Source organism: Cecembia calidifontis, from assembly GCF_004216715.1.
GTDB classification, from domain to species: domain Bacteria; phylum Bacteroidota; class Bacteroidia; order Cytophagales; family Cyclobacteriaceae; genus Cecembia_A; species Cecembia_A calidifontis.
The window spans coordinates 4829785-4848555 of sequence record NZ_SGXG01000001.1 but is presented as its reverse complement, the minus strand read 5'-3'; the positions used below and the strand labels follow the sequence as shown (position 1 = coordinate 4848555).

15 protein-coding genes are annotated in these 18771 nt (G+C 41.8%); 7 read left to right on the top strand and 8 right to left on the bottom strand.

Translation table 11 applies throughout. From position 1 onward, the window contains the following. Positions 1 to 118: 118 nt before the first annotated feature. From BC751_RS20960 to BC751_RS20930, 7 genes are all read right to left on the bottom strand, one after another. Complete coding sequence (locus BC751_RS20960) at positions 119 to 1291, bottom strand: MFS transporter (RefSeq protein ID WP_130277303.1); 1173 nt, start codon at positions 1289 to 1291, stop codon at positions 119 to 121. A gap of 167 nt (positions 1292 to 1458) precedes the next feature. Beyond that, the gene (locus BC751_RS20955) at positions 1459 to 2751 is read right to left on the bottom strand and encodes a hypothetical protein (protein WP_130277302.1); all 1293 of its coding nucleotides are present in this window, start codon (positions 2749 to 2751) and stop codon (positions 1459 to 1461) included. 18 nt (positions 2752 to 2769) lie between these two features. After that, entirely contained in the window at positions 2770 to 3849 is a 1080-nt protein-coding gene (locus tag BC751_RS20950; protein ID WP_165389873.1) for a hypothetical protein, read from the bottom strand. Between the two features lie 105 nt (positions 3850 to 3954). Beyond that, positions 3955 to 6267, bottom strand: a complete 2313-nt coding sequence (locus tag BC751_RS20945; RefSeq protein WP_130277300.1) for a tetratricopeptide repeat protein — start codon at positions 6265 to 6267, stop codon at positions 3955 to 3957. 59 nt (positions 6268 to 6326) lie between these two features. Continuing rightward, complete coding sequence (locus tag BC751_RS20940) at positions 6327 to 7070, bottom strand: fibrobacter succinogenes major paralogous domain-containing protein (RefSeq protein ID WP_130277299.1); 744 nt, start codon at positions 7068 to 7070, stop codon at positions 6327 to 6329. 276 nt (positions 7071 to 7346) lie between these two features. Next, a complete protein-coding gene (locus BC751_RS20935; RefSeq protein ID WP_130277298.1) occupies positions 7347 to 7841 on the bottom strand; it encodes a hypothetical protein in 495 nt (164 codons plus the stop codon). 84 nt (positions 7842 to 7925) lie between these two features. Continuing rightward, positions 7926 to 8459, bottom strand: a complete 534-nt coding sequence (locus tag BC751_RS20930; RefSeq protein WP_130277297.1) for a hypothetical protein — start codon at positions 8457 to 8459, stop codon at positions 7926 to 7928. A 221-nt stretch (positions 8460 to 8680) separates the two neighbouring features. Here BC751_RS20930 and BC751_RS20925 point away from each other — a divergent pair, with 221 nt between their 5' ends. Next, complete coding sequence (locus tag BC751_RS20925; RefSeq protein WP_130277296.1) at positions 8681 to 10636, top strand: tetratricopeptide repeat-containing sensor histidine kinase; 1956 nt, start codon at positions 8681 to 8683, stop codon at positions 10634 to 10636. Further along, complete coding sequence (locus tag BC751_RS20920) at positions 10633 to 11250, top strand: response regulator (protein ID WP_130277295.1); 618 nt, start codon at positions 10633 to 10635, stop codon at positions 11248 to 11250. The genes BC751_RS20925 and BC751_RS20920 overlap by 4 nt, the downstream gene beginning before the upstream one ends. 5 nt (positions 11251 to 11255) lie before the next feature. Here BC751_RS20920 and BC751_RS20915 read toward each other — a convergent pair whose 3' ends face one another. Beyond that, a complete protein-coding gene (locus BC751_RS20915; RefSeq protein ID WP_130277294.1) occupies positions 11256 to 12083 on the bottom strand; it encodes a sugar phosphate isomerase/epimerase family protein in 828 nt (275 codons plus the stop codon). A 241-nt stretch (positions 12084 to 12324) separates the two neighbouring features. Between BC751_RS20915 and BC751_RS20910 the strand changes: the two genes are divergently transcribed. The 5 genes from BC751_RS20910 (at position 12325) to katG (ending at position 18659) form a co-directional block, all read left to right on the top strand. Further along, the gene (locus BC751_RS20910) at positions 12325 to 12753 is read left to right on the top strand and encodes a C10 family peptidase (protein ID WP_130277293.1); all 429 of its coding nucleotides are present in this window, start codon (positions 12325 to 12327) and stop codon (positions 12751 to 12753) included. Then, a complete protein-coding gene (locus BC751_RS20905; protein WP_130277292.1) occupies positions 12750 to 13748 on the top strand; it encodes a TolB family protein in 999 nt (332 codons plus the stop codon). The genes BC751_RS20910 and BC751_RS20905 overlap by 4 nt, the downstream gene beginning before the upstream one ends. Positions 13749 to 13833: 85 nt before the next feature. Further along, on the top strand, positions 13834 to 14640 hold the full coding sequence (locus tag BC751_RS20900; RefSeq protein ID WP_130277291.1) for an SDR family NAD(P)-dependent oxidoreductase: 807 nt from the start codon (positions 13834 to 13836) through the stop codon (positions 14638 to 14640). A 79-nt stretch (positions 14641 to 14719) separates the two neighbouring features. Further along, positions 14720 to 16027: a prolyl oligopeptidase family serine peptidase gene (locus tag BC751_RS20895; RefSeq protein ID WP_130277290.1), complete on the top strand. Its 1308-nt coding sequence runs from the start codon at positions 14720 to 14722 to the stop codon at positions 16025 to 16027. Between the two features lie 364 nt (positions 16028 to 16391). After that, positions 16392 to 18659, top strand: a complete 2268-nt coding sequence (gene katG, locus BC751_RS20890) for a catalase/peroxidase HPI (RefSeq protein ID WP_130277289.1) — start codon at positions 16392 to 16394, stop codon at positions 18657 to 18659. The last annotated feature ends 112 nt before the right edge of the window (positions 18660 to 18771 follow it).

Here is an 18771-nt window from a genome sequence, read left to right as displayed (position 1 = left end):
AAATTAGCCTAAGTTTAGTTCTATGTGTAATAATAACATAATGAAAATCGACCGAATGAAAAATCAGCCGTTTAACTGGTGAAAATCAGGTATGGACGAATGATGAAATTTAAATATTTCAGTATTTGATTTTCAGGTTTTTGATGAGAAAAACGTAGGATAAGGCCAAAAAAATTGCCTGGATCAGGAATGAGACCGGAATGATTTCCAAACCAAAGGTATCTGTAAGAAAACCTGAAACAGCCGGCAGAATAGCTCCTCCAATCATGGCTGCAGAGACTTGGAAACCAATAATATTGGCAGCAAACTTTTCCCCAAAAAGGTTTGGCACCAGGGCTATCATCGAAGGGAAAATAGGAGCACAAGAAAATCCAATTAAAAAGATTCCTGTGAAGCTCATTAAAGTGGATAGATCAGTCATAAAAGCCCCCGCCCCCAATATGATCCCGGCCATGGCTATATACAGTACCTGAATGGCATTGTTTCTTTGCAATAGGAACCCGAATAAAATCCTCCCGATGGTTAGGCTTCCCCAAAATGTACTTACCCATAAGCCTGCTGATTCTTCCGGAATAGTCCTGGACTTGGTCAGGATGGTAAATAACCATTGGCCCACACTTACCTCTAGTCCTGTATATATGAAAAAAATCACAATGCTCAGCCAGACCAAGGGTTTTTGGAGGGTCAAGCGGTAAGATATCTTTTCTTGTTTGCTTTCTTTGTTATCCTCTTTTACTGCCCACATCTTGGAAGTAAGTAAGAACAGGATGCCAAGGGAAATCTGTATGGAACCCACAAAGAAATAACCTGATTTCCAGGTGTGCCCCATGGTAAAGAACCAGGTCAAGATGAGAGGGCCTGAGGTGGCGCCGATACCATAAAAAGCATGGAGCCAATTGACCACACTGGGGCTGAATTTTGCAGAGGCAAAAATATTGAGCAAAGTGTCTATGGCCCCGCCTCCGGCACCAAGAAAATAGACCGAAAAAATCAGAAAAATCCAGTAATCCGAAACCGCAAATCCAAATAAGCTTGTCCCTGTAAGAAAACAGCTGAACGCAAGGAGCCAACCCAGACTGATTTTGGACATGATTTTACTGTTCGTCAAACTGGAACTCAGGTAGCCCGCCACAAAAAACATCAAGAGTACACCGAGGTTGTCCAGAGGAATTCCCAGTTTATTAGAAATAAAAGGCCAGGCAATTCCCAGTAATCCATCGGGTAGACCAAGACTGATAAAAGCAATAAAGGATATGAGTATAAGGAATCTGAGTCGGAGGGATTTGTCCATAAGTGGAAAAGTAAGCAATTTGACTTTTCATTGAAACAGTTTCAATGGATTTGGATTGAAAAATTGGCCTGGCTGAATTGAATTTTTCAAAAAAAAATCCATGGGTCTCCGCTCTTCTGACTGCTATTATCTCATTTAGAACAAATAATCATGATGTTTTTTTGCTGTTATTTCAGCAATTCCATTAACTCCCCAAAATCCCAATTTTCCCTTAGGTAGTAGGCGAGGCGGTTGAGATGCAGGTGAGTATTTTCCAGGTTGACAATTTCCAATGCAATCATTTGGGGTACATCAGGGGAAAGGGTAGCATCAAAATACTCCGGATTGATATAAACAATCTGCGTATTGAGTCCCCATACCCTTTCAGGCATAGGAGCATTCAGTTCCTCAAGAAGATGTTGGATGGCGGCAACTTCATAACTGAAAATGATATCAAACTTTCTGATCGGTTTTTTCAATATGGACTCCGGTTGGGTGTCCAAATACTCCTTAATTAAATTGGTACTTTCTTTAAATTGTTTATCAATTTCAGCAGACTGAACTGAGATTTTATTTTTCTCCTCCTCCAGTTTATTTCTATAAAATTCTTCTGTCGTTTTCAGGGAATGTTCCAGGCTATTTTGCGATAAACCTCTTTCTTCGGCATTTTTCTTAATTTCAGCAATTCGGGCGTCCCGTTCTGCCAGTATTTCTTCAGGACTGTATACTTGGGTATGGTTGACGATCAGATTTCTGACTTCCAGATAAAATTTCTCCAATCCAATCAAGTACTCCTGGAGAAATTCCCTTTGGGTTAAAGGTATAAAAAAAGGCTTCTCAGAATTTCGGAGAATAAATGCATGTTTAAACCACCAACCGGTATAATTCACCACATAATCAGGAGCATCTCCCGGGTATTCATAATAATCAATTCTTCCATTGGAAGAATGTAATTCCGGAATTTCATAAATCGGTTTTCCATTCAGGAGATAGGGTCCATCTTTTGTCCTGATAGTAGTGGCAATATGGTCGAAATGGTTGAAACGGATATGTACCCATGCCGGACCAAGATATTCTTTAGCTTTTTCCCCCTCACAAGAGGTAAATCTTGAACTGATAGAAAGGTAATAATGTCCCAACCTTCCGGTGGATTGATACCAAGAATCACTGGCAAGTGCATCAGGATGTGGATTTCCAGGTGAAAAATGATTCCTTGACCAAACCCTAAATGCACCATCCAGTAATTTTTCATGTCTTTTGAACCAATCCAAGGCTTTGTTTAGACGGGGAATCATTGCTGGTTGAGAAGATAGGAAGGCTGCATTTAGGCGGTTATTTTTATCTATCCCAGTGGGATCTGTAAAATCATCAGACTTTGTCCACCTGATGGTCAAAAAACCGGGAGGACAAGGCTCTTGAGACCATCCTATTCGGATCAGGCCAAAAATCAAAATGCAAAAAAACAGCATGGATTTATTCATGGCACTGGACATTTTAACTTATTTGAGCAGGTTTGATTCAGTAAACCTTCTGTCAAAATAATAGGCGTTGGAATAGGCGGTGTTGGAACTGAAACTACCGTCTCTTGCTGTGGGTTTATCCGCCTGTAATACCAGATTCCACAATTGGATCCCTTCAAAAAAATGGAATCCATACCTGTAACTGGTAGATTCCAAAGCCCTGCTTTTTCTTTCTTCCAAGGCACCCAATTCATCCACCCCGTTTTTCTTGGTATACTTTTCCACCCAGCTTTCTTTGGGGTTGACAGTAAGTAAGCCATCCCTCGCTGTGTAATCTCCAAATTCCCTCACCACAATGATGGATTCAAAGGAGTTGCTGAAATTCCTTTCGGTGTATTCATAGGTACCGTTGTCCAAAAAATTATAGCGGCAGGTAGTGTAACCTGATGTGCCCCAATGGGCAGGACTGACCCAAAGCGGTGAAATAGAGGCTGACCTGTTCCATTTTCCCAAAAGCTGTTGGTCTATCATCAGTTCTTTGGGTAAAGGTTTGCTTTGCTCTTTTTTATTGGCATTAGCAACTATCGACGGATCAGAAAAATCCATGGAACTGCCAAAAGCTTCCAATTCTTTTTCATAAGTGGTTGAATTGCTGAGGAAGACATAGCTTGTCTTCCGTTCTCCATTGGAAATAGTCACCAGGACTACTGCCTGATTTTGGTTTTGGTAGGTATAAGGAGCAACACCCACGATTGCATTCCAACTGGAATTGAAGGAAGTCTTGAAAAAATCGGTCAATTCCTTGGGCTGATAATTTTTTACAACCAAGGATTGCCAATCTTCTTTAAAATCCACATCCAGGGAGCCGGAGGACTTTTCTTCCTGGTAAAGGATGATCCTGGCGAATTCACCTGAATTTTGATCGACCTTGGTGAAGGCAAGGTAGCCTGCTGCCGTATTTCTGATCCAATCTTTGGGGGCAGTAAAGGTTACATTCCCATATTTTTCAGCTTGTTGGGGAAATGTCCTGACAATTGTTCCAAAAAAAATAGTAGTAATCATTGTAGTCCTAAGTAGGCTTGTTCTGAGAAAATTGGTTTGAAATCCTAGAGCTTTCATGGCGTTTTGGTAGCTTGTTATCCTTAAATTTAAGTCTATCAATAGCCCTGCACCATCCCTTTTTTTCAGGATATTAATGTAAAAAAAAGCCGTGCAGGGCAATATTTATTGATTGAAGATGTTGCCTACGGTAGTTACTTTTGGAACATCTCCTCTGAAGCCACTTAAAATGGATATTTCATATTCTTTTGAAACCCCAATCGATGCTGCCTGTCTGATATCGAGACCGCTATCATTTGGGTCTGTTGATTTAGGGACATGTAATCCCAATTCTGTTCCTATTGAGGCTTTTACAATGATGTCTTTAAGCTGAAAATTCCCATCCAGTTTCACTGTCGTCACCAGTTCAGCTCCAATTTTTGATTCCAGTGATTTTCCCATAGTCACTCCTCTTTCTCGGACTTTTCCTCCTAGGTATAAAGAATGTTCAACAGTTTCTAATGTCGATGGGTCATATTTTTGTCCACCTCCGAATTCTATATCATAAAGTTTACCGCCTACGGTCGCTTCCTTGCAGGTAAACTTACTTTTTACAAAGTGGAAATCAAGATCCCAGTAGGTAATGCAATGCGAGTCCTCCCATACTGACATCTTTCCATTTGCTTTAGGAGATTCTTTTGGAATTAAATCGCAACCAATTTCATCATAATTTACAACAGGGTATGGGTAGTATTTCTGAAGTTTGGCTAATGTATTCAAGTAATCACCGTATAAGGCATAGTTAAACTCTACAGGATCCTGAGGTAGAAAGTAGAGTGTATACCAATAGGTTAACTCTTGCAATTGTTGAAATGCTAAAGATTCCATTTCATGTACAAATGCATTGTTTATTGCAGCTGATTTTTCCATTCTTGATTTTTCTAAGCGCTTTCTCATTTCGCACAATTGTTTTATCAGCGCATTAATTTCACTACCTGAACCATTACCGTCTTCCAGGACAGCTATTCTATTGGAGGTTTCATTTATTTTTTGGATTTCAGGACCAAACGATTTCTCCATTGCGTCTATCTGAGCATCTCTGGATTTTTGTAACTTTTCTATCCTTTTTGTAAAACTGCTCGCATAGGAATCATCAATTTCAGCCATCAACACTTCTTGAGCCTGGATTTTAAAAGGGTGCCAAATTTGGGCAGCTAATTGATATTGTTTCTGAACATCTTCAAGACTGTTCATTTTTTTGGTGTTGATTGCCATTTGATTACTTATATTACTGTAGCCGGTAAGTATATTATCTGTGGCAGATGGATACTTTGCTCTCAATGCCTCAAGGGTAAGTTGGAGCCCATGAAAAAAATCTGCAATATCCTGTTCCCTGCTTAAAGCTACATGTACATTTTCAGGTACTTTTGGCATTGTAAACCGTTTCGTAATGGCAATTTCTTTGTGTTTACCCTGGTGATTTATTTTAATGGACTCTATTCTTTCCTGAGTTTGGCCAGGATCGAGGTCTTTTAATTCGTAGTAAGCTTCCTGTGAAAATCCGCCTTTTAGTGCATTTTTAAGATAGACCTTTGCCATAGTATGATTACCTTCCTTTAATGCTATCCTGGCCAGGCTTCGGTTTGCTTCAGGGTGTTGTTCATAGGCTGTTACAGCCTTTTCCAGATATGGTTTAGCTTTTGTAACTTGACCGAGACTGAGCCATGCCTGTCCCAGATTGTTGTTGATGATACTGCTTTGGGGATATTTTGCATAGAGGTATTCAAGGATCGGAATGCTTTTTTCTGCATAGCCTGCCATAGTGATGACTGAGGAAAGATTGCTAAGAAGAACCTCATCCTGTGGATCTGAGATTGAAGCTTTCAGCAAGAGATAAGCTGCAGGTTCTTGTTTACCTACCAGCCACATCATGTAAGCAGCTTCTTTGGTCTGAAGCCCTTTGTTCAAATGGGGGGTCACCTCCTTTTTTGCTTGCGGACTGAGGGCCCGCTCTGCGCCGTTTTCGAAATTTTTGATATAATTCAACAGCTCTGCTCCATTCTTAGGTGTGGCTTTTATACTGGCCAATACTTTTTCGTCCGGCTCAGGAATCATTCTTGGATTGGATTCGGGGCCTTCTTCCATCATCCTTTTGACGTCATCTGGGTTATGTCCCAGTTGCCGGATCATCTTATCCGCCAATTTGTCAATATCCTCCTCATCTTCATCAAAAATTTCTTCTTCAGGATCTTCTACCTCTTCTTCAGATTGCCCTTCTTTCTTTTCAGAATTTTTTCCTTTTGAATTGCTTTCTTTTTCATCTTGCTTTTTTCCTCCCAGTACTTCCGGAATGGCTTTTTCCTTGAATTTTGACCCCAGCCCTTTCAAAGGGGGTTGTTTTCCTTCCTTGACCTGTGCTTCTGCTTGTATGCTGAAGAACAGAACAGCAATCACGATAAAGAATGCTTTAACGGATCTTGAAATCTTGAGGGTTTTCATATGGCATTCATGTTATGGAGTTTGGAATATTCTTCATTTTAGTATTTTAGTAAGCCCAATTATTTTGGGTTTTGGTCTTTGATGCAGCGGCAGGAATAGCCGTTGTTTGCGAGCGTGTAAATTCTTCCTACAGCATCTGTATTGTAATGCACATGGTGGTTCCAGAGATACAAGAGACCATACCGGTCATCATACACCGTGTAAGTCCAAAAATTTCCGTACTGCCCCATTGTGGTGAATTCCCCATTAGGGATCCTGGAACCTGCAGGGAGTATCCCAAAACCGCTGGAATTGTCCCCTGTGAATGAAGAAGGGTTCCATCCGGTACCTGTTTTAAGTTTTGGGGCTATATTTCCCCTTTCCCCTGTCCGTTCCAGTTCAGAGGCGGCCAAGCCAAGAAATTGCTCCAGATCCCGCCATTCCTTATCACTTGGAATATGCCAGCCAATGGGGCAAAGTTTTCCTGTGACGACGGCATAGCCATTGTAAAGCAGGCCATATTTGGAAATATTCTTGGGATTGTTTTCATAGGCTGCATACGCGCCGGACTTGGTACTGGACCAGGCTGTGTCATCCAATCCACCGGAAATGCGTGTGGTGTCCCTGTAATGTGTAGTCTTCAGGTTTTCTTTGAACCAGTACTGATTACCGATTTTGATCACCTCGTAGCGGTTGCTGTCGATGTCGTAGACAGGTCTGAGATTAATGTCCAAACTGTCAGATTTGGGATTGTTCTGTGCTGAACTTTGGCCAAAAGCCAACATGAGTGAAATGGAAAACAGAATTGTCAACAGGAATTTCATAGCAGAATTTTTAGGAAAGCTAATGCATTCCAGGAGCCTCCGACATCCTGTAAAAAGGGGATTTTATAAAAAGAGATGGGTTTAGGGCTCTTTTGCCAATACCCTGGAAATAAGGCATTGTTCAAGGCCTTTTAAAAAAGTCATCCTTTAAATTAAAAATTCGCAAAACTTCAAATAATAATTGGTTTCTCGCAGCGGGCGCAGGGTAGCCGCTGCGATCGCAGCGTGAAATTTTAACTTGTTATTGATGCCGATAAGTTGCTTTTAAAAATGGAATTAAAGAAAAAGTAGTTGCTTGCCTTCATTTCCAGTGATTTTTACGGTACGATGAAAAATGTAAATCAAACAGGTTATTTTTTTTTTAAATGTCACCTGCGATTGATCTGCCAAAAGGGCTTTGAATTGGGGGATATTTTCCTCAATGCCTTTAGAAATTGTGCTGTAAATATGTTCAAATACCGGATCACCATGACTGATGGTAAGGACAATGCTGAACATTTGGGGAGCAGAAAGCGGGAGCTTGGTATTGTAATAAGACAAATCAGGTCTGATCAGGATAAAGGAATAGGGACTCCCTAATTCCACAAACTTATCTAAAGGATAACCGCTACCATCACTGGCAATAATGGCAGGTTCTGAAAGCTCCTTTTCACTTAGATTTTTTAGCATTTCGTTGATTTCATCTATAGGTTGTTGATACCAAAGTCTGGTAGAAGCATTCCTTTCAGTATAGTAAACCATCACTTCTTCGGGAAGGTTTTTGGTTTTCATACAGTGTAGGATAGTGTCTTAATAGGAATTAAAGTTTAGGGATTACTTTGCATTCACATGCTTTTAGGTTCAAGAGATTAATGGCTATTGATTTTTAATTGGATTGGAATTTCTGACCGGTGGCAATGGTGGAATATGGTCAGGAAAGGCAACTGTATTGTTTGCGCTTCCGGTTTTTGTGGATGGAGTTGATCTGTTATCCGGCAATTTGTTGGCTTTGGCGAGGTACAGATTGCTGGCCTTTTCATCCAAAGAAAGGAAGGTGAAGTAGGTCACTCCCTGCTTGCTTACCCAGGCAAAATTGTCATTGTCAAGGGGATTGACCTGGAATCCTGACTTCTCCAACAACATCAGCAAAGAATCCGCTACAAAACCCGATGCCGACCTCGAAGGAAGGATGTACACTTCTGTTCCGGAAAGCTTGACTTTGGGATCGGAGATTTCGGCTTCCAATAAGGAGGCCGCTGCTGCTACCGATAAAAAACGTTTGTCCTGCTTGCTTCCTTTAGGTAATGTAATATCGAAGGCCGGGATGGAGGATACAGGGACTACATTCTTTTGCGCCATTGCCAATGTTGGAAGTAACCCTATCAAGAAAAGAAACAGCAAATTTTTCATGGTGAGCCAAGATTGATTTTTTGGAAATTTAGAGGGTTTTTGATCCTCGTTCTATCCCGTAAAAGCAGGATTTTTCACCTGCTAAAAATCCTGTAAAACAGGGAGAAGTCAGGAAATGAAAATTGGTAAGTTTGAAAAAAACATTAGCCTTTCTAATTGCGGAATCCTTGAAGAAATTGAGTAGATTATTGGGGATAATAAGCCATTCCCGATCAGCCCCTATGAAAAGACTGTTTTTCCTGATATCCCTGTTGATTTCCCCATCTTTGTTTGGGCAACAGGTTTTGAATTTGGACAGTCTTCTGGGTCTTTTGCCCAATGCCAAGGAGGAAAAATCCACCGTGGAACTATATTATCTGATCGGACAGCAAGTGGAGAATTCAGAACCGGAACTGGCCAAGTCCTACTACCGCAGGGCACTCGATCTGAGCAAAAAAATCGGCTATCCAGTTGGGGAAATCAAATTTGCCCATAATTACACTTTTGTCCTCAATATGGAGGGAAAATTTGATTCTGCCCTCTATTACAATCTAAAGGCCATTGACCTGGCTAAGGAGATTCAGGACTCCCTGCATTTGGGCAAGGCCCTATTGAATACCGGGACGGTTTATCGCTACCTGTCCGAATATGAAATTGCAGCGGAATATTATCAACAGGGCAAAATGGTTTTTGATCAGATTGGGGAAGAGGATATGAAGGGGTTTATCCTAAACCTTCTTCAAATCCTTTACTCAGATTTGGGGTGGCACCAGCGCTCTATTGAGGTGGGAAAAGAAGCTTTAAGCTATTATGAGCAGGCCAATGATCCAATCATACTGGCAACTGTCCTGAATAATTTGGGCCTTCCTTATTCGAGGCTTGGCCAAAACGAGAAAGCAATTCCGCTTTATTACAGGGCTTTGAAATTAGGAGAGTCAATCCGGGATTTCAACATACAGGGTACAGCTTTATTGAATTTAGGGGATAGCTATGAGCAAACCCAAGATTTTTTGAATATGGAAAAAAACTTTAGTAAAGCTTTGGAATTGTTTGAACAAATGGACAGAAAGGATGGGAAAATAATTGCTTTACGGGGCTTGAGTATTGCGAGATTGTATCAAAAACAGTTTCAACAAGCTTTGGATCTCATCAATCAGTCTTTGGATTTGGCCGATGAAAATAACTTCCCGGTCGAAAGGCAAAAATCCTTACTGCATCTTTCCAATGTTTTTTTTGCTTTGAATGATATTGGCAAGGCAAGAAAATTCATGAAAGAGGCTTCAATTCTGGCAGATAAAATAATCAATGACGAAATCCAGGAAAAAACTCTCGAACTTGAAAAAAAATATGAATCTGAAAAACAGAAAAACCAAATCCTGAACCTGGAAGCGGAAAATGCAGCCCAAATGGCAATAAGCCAAAAAAGGATCTTGGTCATCTGGATCCTGGTTATATTGGCAGCTTCTTTGACCATTATTGGACTTTTGATCCAAAGGAAAAACCTGCACAAACAAAGGCTTCAGGAGCAACGTATCCGGGAACTCGAAACAGAAAAACAGCTGACCGCCGCAGAGGCTGTCATCAAAGGAGAAGAGCAGGAGAGGAGCAGATTGGCCAAGGAGCTCCATGATGGGTTGGGCGGGTTACTTTCAGGGATTAAATTTTCATTCCAAACGATGAAAGGCAATCTTGTCCTTACCCATGAAAATGCCCGGCTTTTCGAAAGAAGCCTGGATATGTTGGATACCTCTATAATGGAAATGAGGCGGGTTGCCCATAATTTGATGCCGGAAAACCTGATCAAATTTGGTTTGGATGCGGCTTTGAGGGATTTCTGCGAAGACATCAATCAGACTGGGGTGATCGATCTCCGCTATCAGTCATTCGGTCTTCAGGGAGAGCCAATCGATCAGACCTCTTCTATTTCCATTTACAGAATCGTACAGGAGCTCGTCAATAATATCCTCAAACATGCAGAAGCCAGAAATGGCCTGGTGCAGATTACGAAAACAGGAAAACAGGTTTTATTGGACGTGGAAGATGATGGTAAGGGATTTGAGCACTCCAAGATGCTGCTCAGCAATGGGATCGGTTGGTCCAATATTAAAAGCCGATTGGAATACCTGAATGCAAAGTTTACACTGGACTCCGCTCCGGGAAAGGGAAGCAGTATCCATATTGAAATTGAATTGCCATGAAAACAAGGCTTTTTATAGTTGATGACCACTACCTCGTAATTGAGGGCATACGTTCCATGCTGCAGCAGGAGGAGTCTATAGAGTGGATGGGGCATGCGACCAATGGGGAATCCTGTTTGGCATTTCTTCAAATACAAGAGCCTGAGGTGATTCTGATGGATATCAGTATGCCGGGAATGTCTGGAATTGAGCTTTGTAAAGAAGTAAAAAGCCGGTACCCTGGTATTCGGATTTTGGGGCTTAGCACCTTCAATCAGCGCAGTTTTGTGGAAAAAATGATAGAAAGCGGGGCAAGCGGCTATGTTTTAAAAAATGCCAATAAAGAAGAACTGCTCAAAGCGATACAGGCGGCCAAAGCTTTCAAATCCTACCTGAGTTTTGATGCCTCACAGGTTTTGAAAAGCAATTTGGAAAAAGAAGCACCTGTTTTAACCCGAAGGGAAAAAGAGGTGCTCGACCAAATCGCAGAGGGCATGACCAATCAGGAAATTGCTGAAAAACTCTTTATCAGTGCTACCACCGTGGACACCCACCGCAAAAACCTGATGCTGAAATTTGAGGCCAAAAATGTCGCCTCATTGATCCATCTTGCCGCGAAAGCGGGCTATTTGTAAGACATTTACTGTTTTGTCGCTACAATCACGCCCCGGAAATACCCGATGGATTCAGCGATTCCGGAGAAAGGATTGTCAAAATTACGTTCATGTTCCAAACTGCACACCCCGGAATAACCGGTTTTTCTCAGCATCTGTACCAAGGCGGGGATATCTAAGATGCCTCTTCCGATTTCTATGGATTTTCCTTCCTTGCTCGCCGCTGTGACATCCTTGATGTGCATGTCAAATATACGGTCATTGTATTTCTCCAGATCGGCTACCGGATCTTTTCCGTTCCGGGCAGTATGGCCTATATCCAGGCACATGCCCATTCTCGGATCCAGGTCCTTGATATGGGACCAGATATCATCGGCATCCGGATAAAGGGCAATATCAGGCCCGTGCATGTGGATGGCATATTTGAAATCATAGGCCTTCACTTTTTCATTGATGTAGGGGAGGAGCTCGTGATTGGGTACCCCTACGATCAGTTTTACCCCAACTCTTTTTGCGTAGTCAAAAGCATTGTCCACATCCGCTTTGCTTCTCATGTAGATAGGGCCTACTGCATAGCCGGTCACCCCTTTTTCCGCCAGTTTTTGGTGGAAAGCGGCGATTTCCTGTTCGGAGCTGTTGAAGGGCAAATGAAAATCCTTGATGCAGAGGTATTTGACCTGATTGGTGGCCAGGTCGTCCAAAGTCCTGTCCAGGTCGAATTTATGGTAAGTATATCCTGCCATCCCTATTTTGAAGTGTTCATTGGCCTCCGGGAGTTTTTGGGAAAAGGAGAGAAAATGGACGCAAAGGAACAGGGTTAAAGAAATACAGAGGGAAAGGTAAGTTTTGCTCATGGTTTTTTGGGATCTTGTGAATTGTGGTTAAAATTAAGTTTACTTGGCAAAAAAAGAAACCCATTTTCTTTTGTGACTTATGATGTTTCAATTAAGGCCTGATCCCATTTAATACAGCGTTAAAAATTTTATTTTTTAGTTGGTTATTAAAAAGTTATAGTTTATATTGACATAATTAAATAATGCACTATGAAAACAAACAAACAAACATTTATTATTTAAATGCTTTGTTATCGGGTTGATGCTTTCAGTAGCGATTTCAGCAAATACTGATTTTTACTTTTTAGGAACTTGTAATGGTATGACTTTGCCATCAAGTATTAGACCTGCCCTTACAGCTATGGGGATGCAATCTAATGGAAGTGTTTCAACATTTAATCCTAATTTGTTAAGAAATGAATTGTCTCAAGGTTATCTAGCTATTTTTTATGGTCATGATAATGTTTTTACAGAATGGCACATATGGACAAGTGATGGATATAGGAGACATAATTATAAATCTTACAATTGTGATACAGATGGCTGCGTAGAGTGGCATTATTCATGGTTTTATATGAATTGGGGCTGGAATGGTGGTGCAAATGCTTGGTATGCTTCTGGTGTGTTTCAACCCAATGGATCTAATTCCAATTACAACAATAATTTAAGAATGATAACTGGTATCCTATGAAAAATCACATTTTATTAATAATAGTTATTCTATTTGCCAGTTGCGATAGAATCAAATATCCTGAAGGTTCATTTCCTGTGACACCAGTAAACCTTGATTTTATAAACTCTTCCTCAGATGATATCAATTCAAATGCCCATTTTTTTGAAGATAGGATTGAATTTGTTTTTTCAACCAATAGACCTGGTCCATTTGGCAATGATTTTAATCTATTGACTTTCAATATTGCTTTTTCTTGGGATCAAAAGGAGGGAATATTTGCAGTAAGAGAATTGAGTCCAAATTTTCAAACTGCTAAATATACCAGTATAAAAAGGTTAGCAGAAAGTACAGCATCTCCCTCTGATGAAAAGGGGCCTTATAGTTATCAAGAAGCAAAAGATAATATGATTTTATTGTTTTCTCGTAATTATGAAGGAGTACATTCAATTACTTCATTACCTCAAAAGCCTGTAACTTCATTAAATTCCAATAGCCTCCCATACTTTCGTATGAAAGAAGATTCCTCTAATGAAATGTATCCCTGTTTTTATGGGAAGGAATTTATCAAGGGAAATTTGAACGGAGACGGAATTCCTGAAAAAATACTCTTTAGTTCGGATAAGGATGGTCAATTTGATATTTATGAGATGGACATTCCAACAGGAATGACACCTTTGGAATTTCTGGCTGATTCCGCACCCAAGGAAATCAGGAAGCTATCCATCAATACTTCATCCAATGACCATATGCCTTTTGTGTTGGGAGATAAGCTTGTATTTGCTTCGGACAGACCTGGTGGATTGGGAGGATATGACCTTTATTATGCCAAGAAAACAGCAGAGGGCTGGTCTAGTCCTGTTAACTTTGGGCATCCTATTAATTCTGAGTTTGACGAATACAGGCCTATTATTTCCCCATCAGAAATGTTTCAAAATAACCCGATGATATTTTCCTCCAACCGACCGGGAGGTAAGGGAGGCTTTGACCTGTACTATGTAGGGGTGCCTAAGTGAACTTAAGGATGATTTAAATCTTTTGCTCAGGCCATTTTTCAGAATAATTTTATGAAGAAGGGGGTCTGAGTTTTTTAAAAATTGTATGAAAGTAGCCAATAAAGTAATCATCGTAACTGGTGGAGGGAACGGCATCGGAAGGGAACTGGTGCTGGCATTGCTCCAAAAGCAGGCCAAAGTGGTTGCTGTGGACCTTTCCATGGACAAATTATTGGAAACCCAGGAATTGTCCGGAATACATGGAGGACGCCTGCTGCTTAAACAAATGGACATTACTGATAAGGATAAAGTAATGGCTTTTCCGGGAGAAGTAATTGCATATTATGGACAAGTGGATGGGTTGATCAACAATGCAGGCATTATACAGCCTTTTAAGGTGCTCAATGATTTGGAACTGGAAGCAGCAGTAAAGGTCATGAACGTGAATTATTATGGTCCGCTTTACCTTATCAAAGCCTTTTTGCCGCATTTTATTCAGAGACCGGCGGCACATATAGTCAATATCTGCAGTATGGGAGCCTTTTTACCGGTTCCAGGACAGTCCGTGTACGGGGCTTCCAAAGCTGCCCTGAAGTTGTTGACAGAAGGGTTATATGCAGAACTCAAAGGTTCCCCTGTTAATGTTACCGTAGTTTTTCCAGGTGCTACAAAGACCAATATTGCAGCCAATTCGGGGATTGAAATAAAAGTAAATGCCCAAGCTGATTCAGGCTCCTTTAAAATGCTGCCCGCTGACAAAGCCGCCAGGCAGATAATTGAAGGAATGGAAAAGGACAAATTCAGGGTTTTGGTGGGTTCAGATTCAAAATTCATGGACTTTTTGTACAGGTTAAATCCTCATTACGCGGTAAACTTTATACAAAACAAAATGAAGGGCTTATTGGGGCGATAATTTCCGTCCCTGTAATAAAGATTCCCAAATTCATGGGCAAAGTTTAATTTTTACAGAACCAACCCAAATAAACCCCAAAATGAAAAAAATACATTTCTTGATCTTGCTGATTGCCGGCCTTGGCCTTTGGATTCATCCGGTTTTTGCTTTTCTGCCCAATGATGCGCCTTCCACAGGAGGGGACTACCGCTGGGTAGTGGAAGGCTTTGATTGGGGGCCAGCAGTCAATAAAGTCATTCTTTCCTTACCGGAGAGCACCAGGGAAGCCCATGCGGCCCATTACCAGGTCTTTGCCAATAGGTCATTGGAGGGCGTGGAAATTCCCGCAGATAATGCATCTGGCATGCGTTCGGTGGTCTATGCCTATGTGTCTGATGAAAATGGCAACAGGTTGGAGGAAGGGAAGCATATTACCTTAGTCCTATCCGTCAACCCCTCTATGCCATTGGGATCCCCTTTCCAATATACCAGGATCAATAACAGGGGAGGTAACTATTGGGTAGATTACAGGTTAACCGTCATTCATACCAAATCCGGTCAGGTATGGAACAATCCCGTAGGCAAAATCATGCCTTTGGTGGATAATTTTGACCTCAAAGGAAAATACACTTACGGCAACAATCAGTCTATGTCTTTTGCGGCTTACGCTCCTTCCCCAATCAAAGGCAAAGTGCCTTTGATCATCTGGCTGCATGGAGGGGGCGAAGGAGGGTATGACCCTACTGTTGCCTTATTGGGCAACAGGGCAGCTAACTACGCCTCGCCTGAAATCCAGGTTCTTTTTGGAGGAGCCTATGTCCTTGTCCCTCAAGCCCCAACTTTTTGGATGCAGGCAGCAGAAGGGATGACCAGAGGCAAGGACAATGACGTGTACAATGCAGCACTTTTTGACTTGATTAGGGATTATGTGTCCAAAAATCCCAATATAGACCCCAAGAGAATCTATGTGGGGGGGTGTTCAAATGGTGGCTATATGGCACTCAAACTCATCTTAGAGCATCCGGATTATTTTGCCGCGGGCTATATCAGTGCTTTGGCTTACAGCAATGAGTTCATATCCGATGCACAGATCCAAAAGATCAAAAATGTGCCTATGTGGTTTATCCATGCCAAGGGAGATCCCACCACAGTGGCAGATCAGACGGTGGTTCCATTATACCATAGGTTGAAAGCAGCCGGGGCCAAAAATGTGTTCTTTACCTTTTATGATCATGTCACGGACATTACAGGATTTTTTGGAGGGGAAAATTACCGATACAATGCCCATTGGTCATGGATTTATAGCCATGCCAATTTGGCAAGAACGGATTTTGATGGCTCTCCGGTAATGGTAAATGGACGGCCTGTAACCATCATGGAATGGATGGCAGCACAGCGCAAAAAGTAATAATAGCGATACGGATTATTTTAATGATTTGACTGGGGGCATTTGTTTGATTTTGTCCTTAGTCAATTTTTTATTTTCGTTTTTTTTCAGGTGAAAAAGCCTTAAATTGTTCAAAGTTACCTCCCAGACCACAGGATTACCGGCTTGAGGCCGGATTGAGTTTCAAAGCACTTATTTTCAGTTTATTTAACAGTTGCCTGATGCATTTTATGCCTGTTGAAACAGTCCGCGATAGGCATCAATGCTTCTTGTCCCAATTGATTTTTTCGATAAGTATTCGAAAAAATCGATTTCTTAAGCCGGTTCTAAAAAATTAAATTTGTCTTTATATATGATCATCCTTTAAAAACAAAATAATATGTATATGAAAAAAATCATGCTACTCAGCTTCTTGTCTTTCGCCTTCATCTGGGGCGTAAATGCACAGGAAAGCCACAAAGGAGCCCATGTGGACGGCTGGTCCGGAGCCACAAAAAAGAGCAGTACTGCCATGAGGGCTACAGGAAATACTGACTGGTGGCCCAATCAATTGAATTTGAATATTCTACGCCAGAATTCTTCCCTGTCCAATCCCATGGATCCAAACTTCAATTACATTGAAGCATTTAAGAGTCTGGATTACGAAGCGCTAAAGGCAGATCTCCGCGCTCTGATGTCAGATTCCCAGGATTGGTGGCCTGCTGACCATGGTTATTATGGAGGTCTGATGATCCGTATGGCATGGCACAGTGCCGGAACTTACAGGACCGGTGATGGCCGTGGAGGTTCCCGTGCAGGACAACAGCGTTTTGCGCCTTTGAACAGCTGGCCTGACAATGCCAACCTGGACAAGGCCAGAAGATTGTTATGGCCTATCAAGCAGAAATATGGCAACAAAATCTCTTGGGCAGACTTGATGATCCTTGCCGGTAATGTGGCTTTGGAGGCAGCAGGATTTGAAACTTACGGATTTGCCGGAGGTAGAGAAGATGTATGGGAGCCTGAAATCGATGTGTATTGGGGTGCTGAAAATGAGTGGCTGAGTGATGCCAAGCGTTATTCCGGAGAAAGAGAGTTGGAAAATCCTTTGGCTGCCGTTCAAATGGGTTTGATCTATGTGAATCCGGAAGGTCCAAATGGCAATCCTGATCCACTTTTGGCTGCCCATGATATCCGTGAGACGTTCGGAAGAATGGGTATGAATGACGAAGAGACTGTGGCTTTGATTGCCGGGGGGCATACTTTGGGTAAAACCCACGGTGCAGGTCCTGCCAGCTATGTAGGGCCCGAGCCTGAGGCAGCCCCTATCGAAGAGCAGGGTTTTGGTTGGAAGAGTTCATATAAATCAGGCAAAGGCGCTGATGCCATCACTTCAGGTTTGGAAGTGATCTGGACACTTACACCAAATGAGTGGAGCCAAGGTTTCTTCAAAAGCTTATTTGAGCATGAGTGGGAGCTTACCAAAAGTCCTGCAGGAGCCCATCAGTGGGTAGCCAAAGATCCGAAGGTGTTGTACCCTGATGCTTTCGATCCGAACGTGAAGCATAAGCCAACCATGTTGACCACTGACCTTTCTTTGAGATTTGACCCTGTTTATGAGAAAATCTCCAGAAGGTTCTATGAAAATCCGGAAGAGTTCAACAAAGCCTTTGCAAAAGCATGGTTTAAGTTGACCCACAGGGATATGGGGCCAAGATCCACTTATTTAGGTCCTGAAGCACCTAAAGAAGACCTGATCTGGCAGGATCCTATCCCGGCCGTGAACCATGAATTGGTTAACGCCCAGGATATCGCCGCTTTGAAAACCCAACTGCTCAATTCCGGTCTATCTCTTTCTGAAATGGTTTCTACCGCTTGGGCTTCTGCTTCTACTTACAGAGGTTCTGACAGAAGGGGAGGTGCCAATGGTGCCAGAATCATGTTGGCACCCCAGAGAAACTGGGAGGTAAACAATCCTGCTCAGCTGAACAAGGTGCTGGCAGCTTATGAAAAAATCCAGAAGGATTTCAATGCCAAGTCGAGAACCAAAAAAGTCTCCATGGCTGACCTGATTGTATTGGGTGGTACTGCTGCCGTAGAAAAAGCAGCTGCAAATGCAGGATTTAAGGTTAATGTGCCCTTCACTCCAGGCAGGATGGATGCCAGTCAGGAGCAGACGGATGAGGCTTCCTTCGCATTGCTTGAGCCAATGGCTGATGGTTTCCGTAACTACCTGAAGAAGCAATACACTGTTTCTACAGAGGAACTTTTGGTGGACAAGGCACAGTTACTGACCCTCACCGCTCCTGAAATGACTGTATTGGTAGGTGGTATGAGGGCTTTGAATACCAACTATGATGGCTCTAAGCATGGCATCTTCACTGATAAGAAAGACATGTTGACCAATGATTTCTTTGTGAATCTATTGGATATGAGCACAGAATGGAAAGCGATTGACGATACCAAAGAAAAATTTGAAGGCAGGGACAGAAAAACAGGTGAATTGAAATATACCGCTACAAGGGCTGACCTGATCTTTGGTTCCCACTCTGAATTGAGGGCTTTGGCTGAGGTGTACGCCCAGGATGACAACAAAGAGAAATTTGTAAAAGACTTTGTTGCCGCATGGACCAAGGTAATGAACCTTGATAGATTTGATTTGATCTACAAGTAATCAAAGCGCATCTTACTGTGTTTAAATAATTAACAGTGCCTTTGCCTTTTTAGAATTATCAGCAATAGTTCTACCAAGGCGAAGGCACAACTTTTTTATCCATCTTCAAAAA

Bases quoted from the DNA above. Each gene is read 5' to 3' on its own strand.
- BC751_RS20950 (WP_165389873.1), bottom strand. From the start codon at position 3,849: ATGAAAGCTCTAGGATTTCAAACCAATTTTCTCAGAACAAGCCTACTT.
- BC751_RS20960 (WP_130277303.1), bottom strand. From the start codon at position 1,291: ATGGACAAATCCCTCCGACTCAGATTCCTTATACTCATATCCTTTATT.
- BC751_RS20925 (WP_130277296.1), top strand. From the start codon at position 8,681: ATGAAAAGACTGTTTTTCCTGATATCCCTGTTGATTTCCCCATCTTTG.
- BC751_RS20895 (WP_130277290.1), top strand. From the start codon at position 14,720: ATGAAAAAAATACATTTCTTGATCTTGCTGATTGCCGGCCTTGGCCTT.
- BC751_RS20910 (WP_130277293.1), top strand. From the start codon at position 12,325: ATGCTTTCAGTAGCGATTTCAGCAAATACTGATTTTTACTTTTTAGGA.
- BC751_RS20930 (WP_130277297.1), bottom strand. From the start codon at position 8,459: ATGAAAAATTTGCTGTTTCTTTTCTTGATAGGGTTACTTCCAACATTG.
- katG (WP_130277289.1), top strand. From the start codon at position 16,392: ATGAAAAAAATCATGCTACTCAGCTTCTTGTCTTTCGCCTTCATCTGG.
- BC751_RS20905 (WP_130277292.1), top strand. From the start codon at position 12,750: ATGAAAAATCACATTTTATTAATAATAGTTATTCTATTTGCCAGTTGC.
- BC751_RS20955 (WP_130277302.1), bottom strand. From the start codon at position 2,751: ATGAATAAATCCATGCTGTTTTTTTGCATTTTGATTTTTGGCCTGATC.
- BC751_RS20935 (WP_130277298.1), bottom strand. From the start codon at position 7,841: ATGAAAACCAAAAACCTTCCCGAAGAAGTGATGGTTTACTATACTGAA.
- BC751_RS20945 (WP_130277300.1), bottom strand. From the start codon at position 6,267: ATGAAAACCCTCAAGATTTCAAGATCCGTTAAAGCATTCTTTATCGTG.
- BC751_RS20900 (WP_130277291.1), top strand. From the start codon at position 13,834: ATGAAAGTAGCCAATAAAGTAATCATCGTAACTGGTGGAGGGAACGGC.
- BC751_RS20920 (WP_130277295.1), top strand. From the start codon at position 10,633: ATGAAAACAAGGCTTTTTATAGTTGATGACCACTACCTCGTAATTGAG.
- BC751_RS20940 (WP_130277299.1), bottom strand. From the start codon at position 7,070: ATGAAATTCCTGTTGACAATTCTGTTTTCCATTTCACTCATGTTGGCT.
- BC751_RS20915 (WP_130277294.1), bottom strand. From the start codon at position 12,083: ATGAGCAAAACTTACCTTTCCCTCTGTATTTCTTTAACCCTGTTCCTT.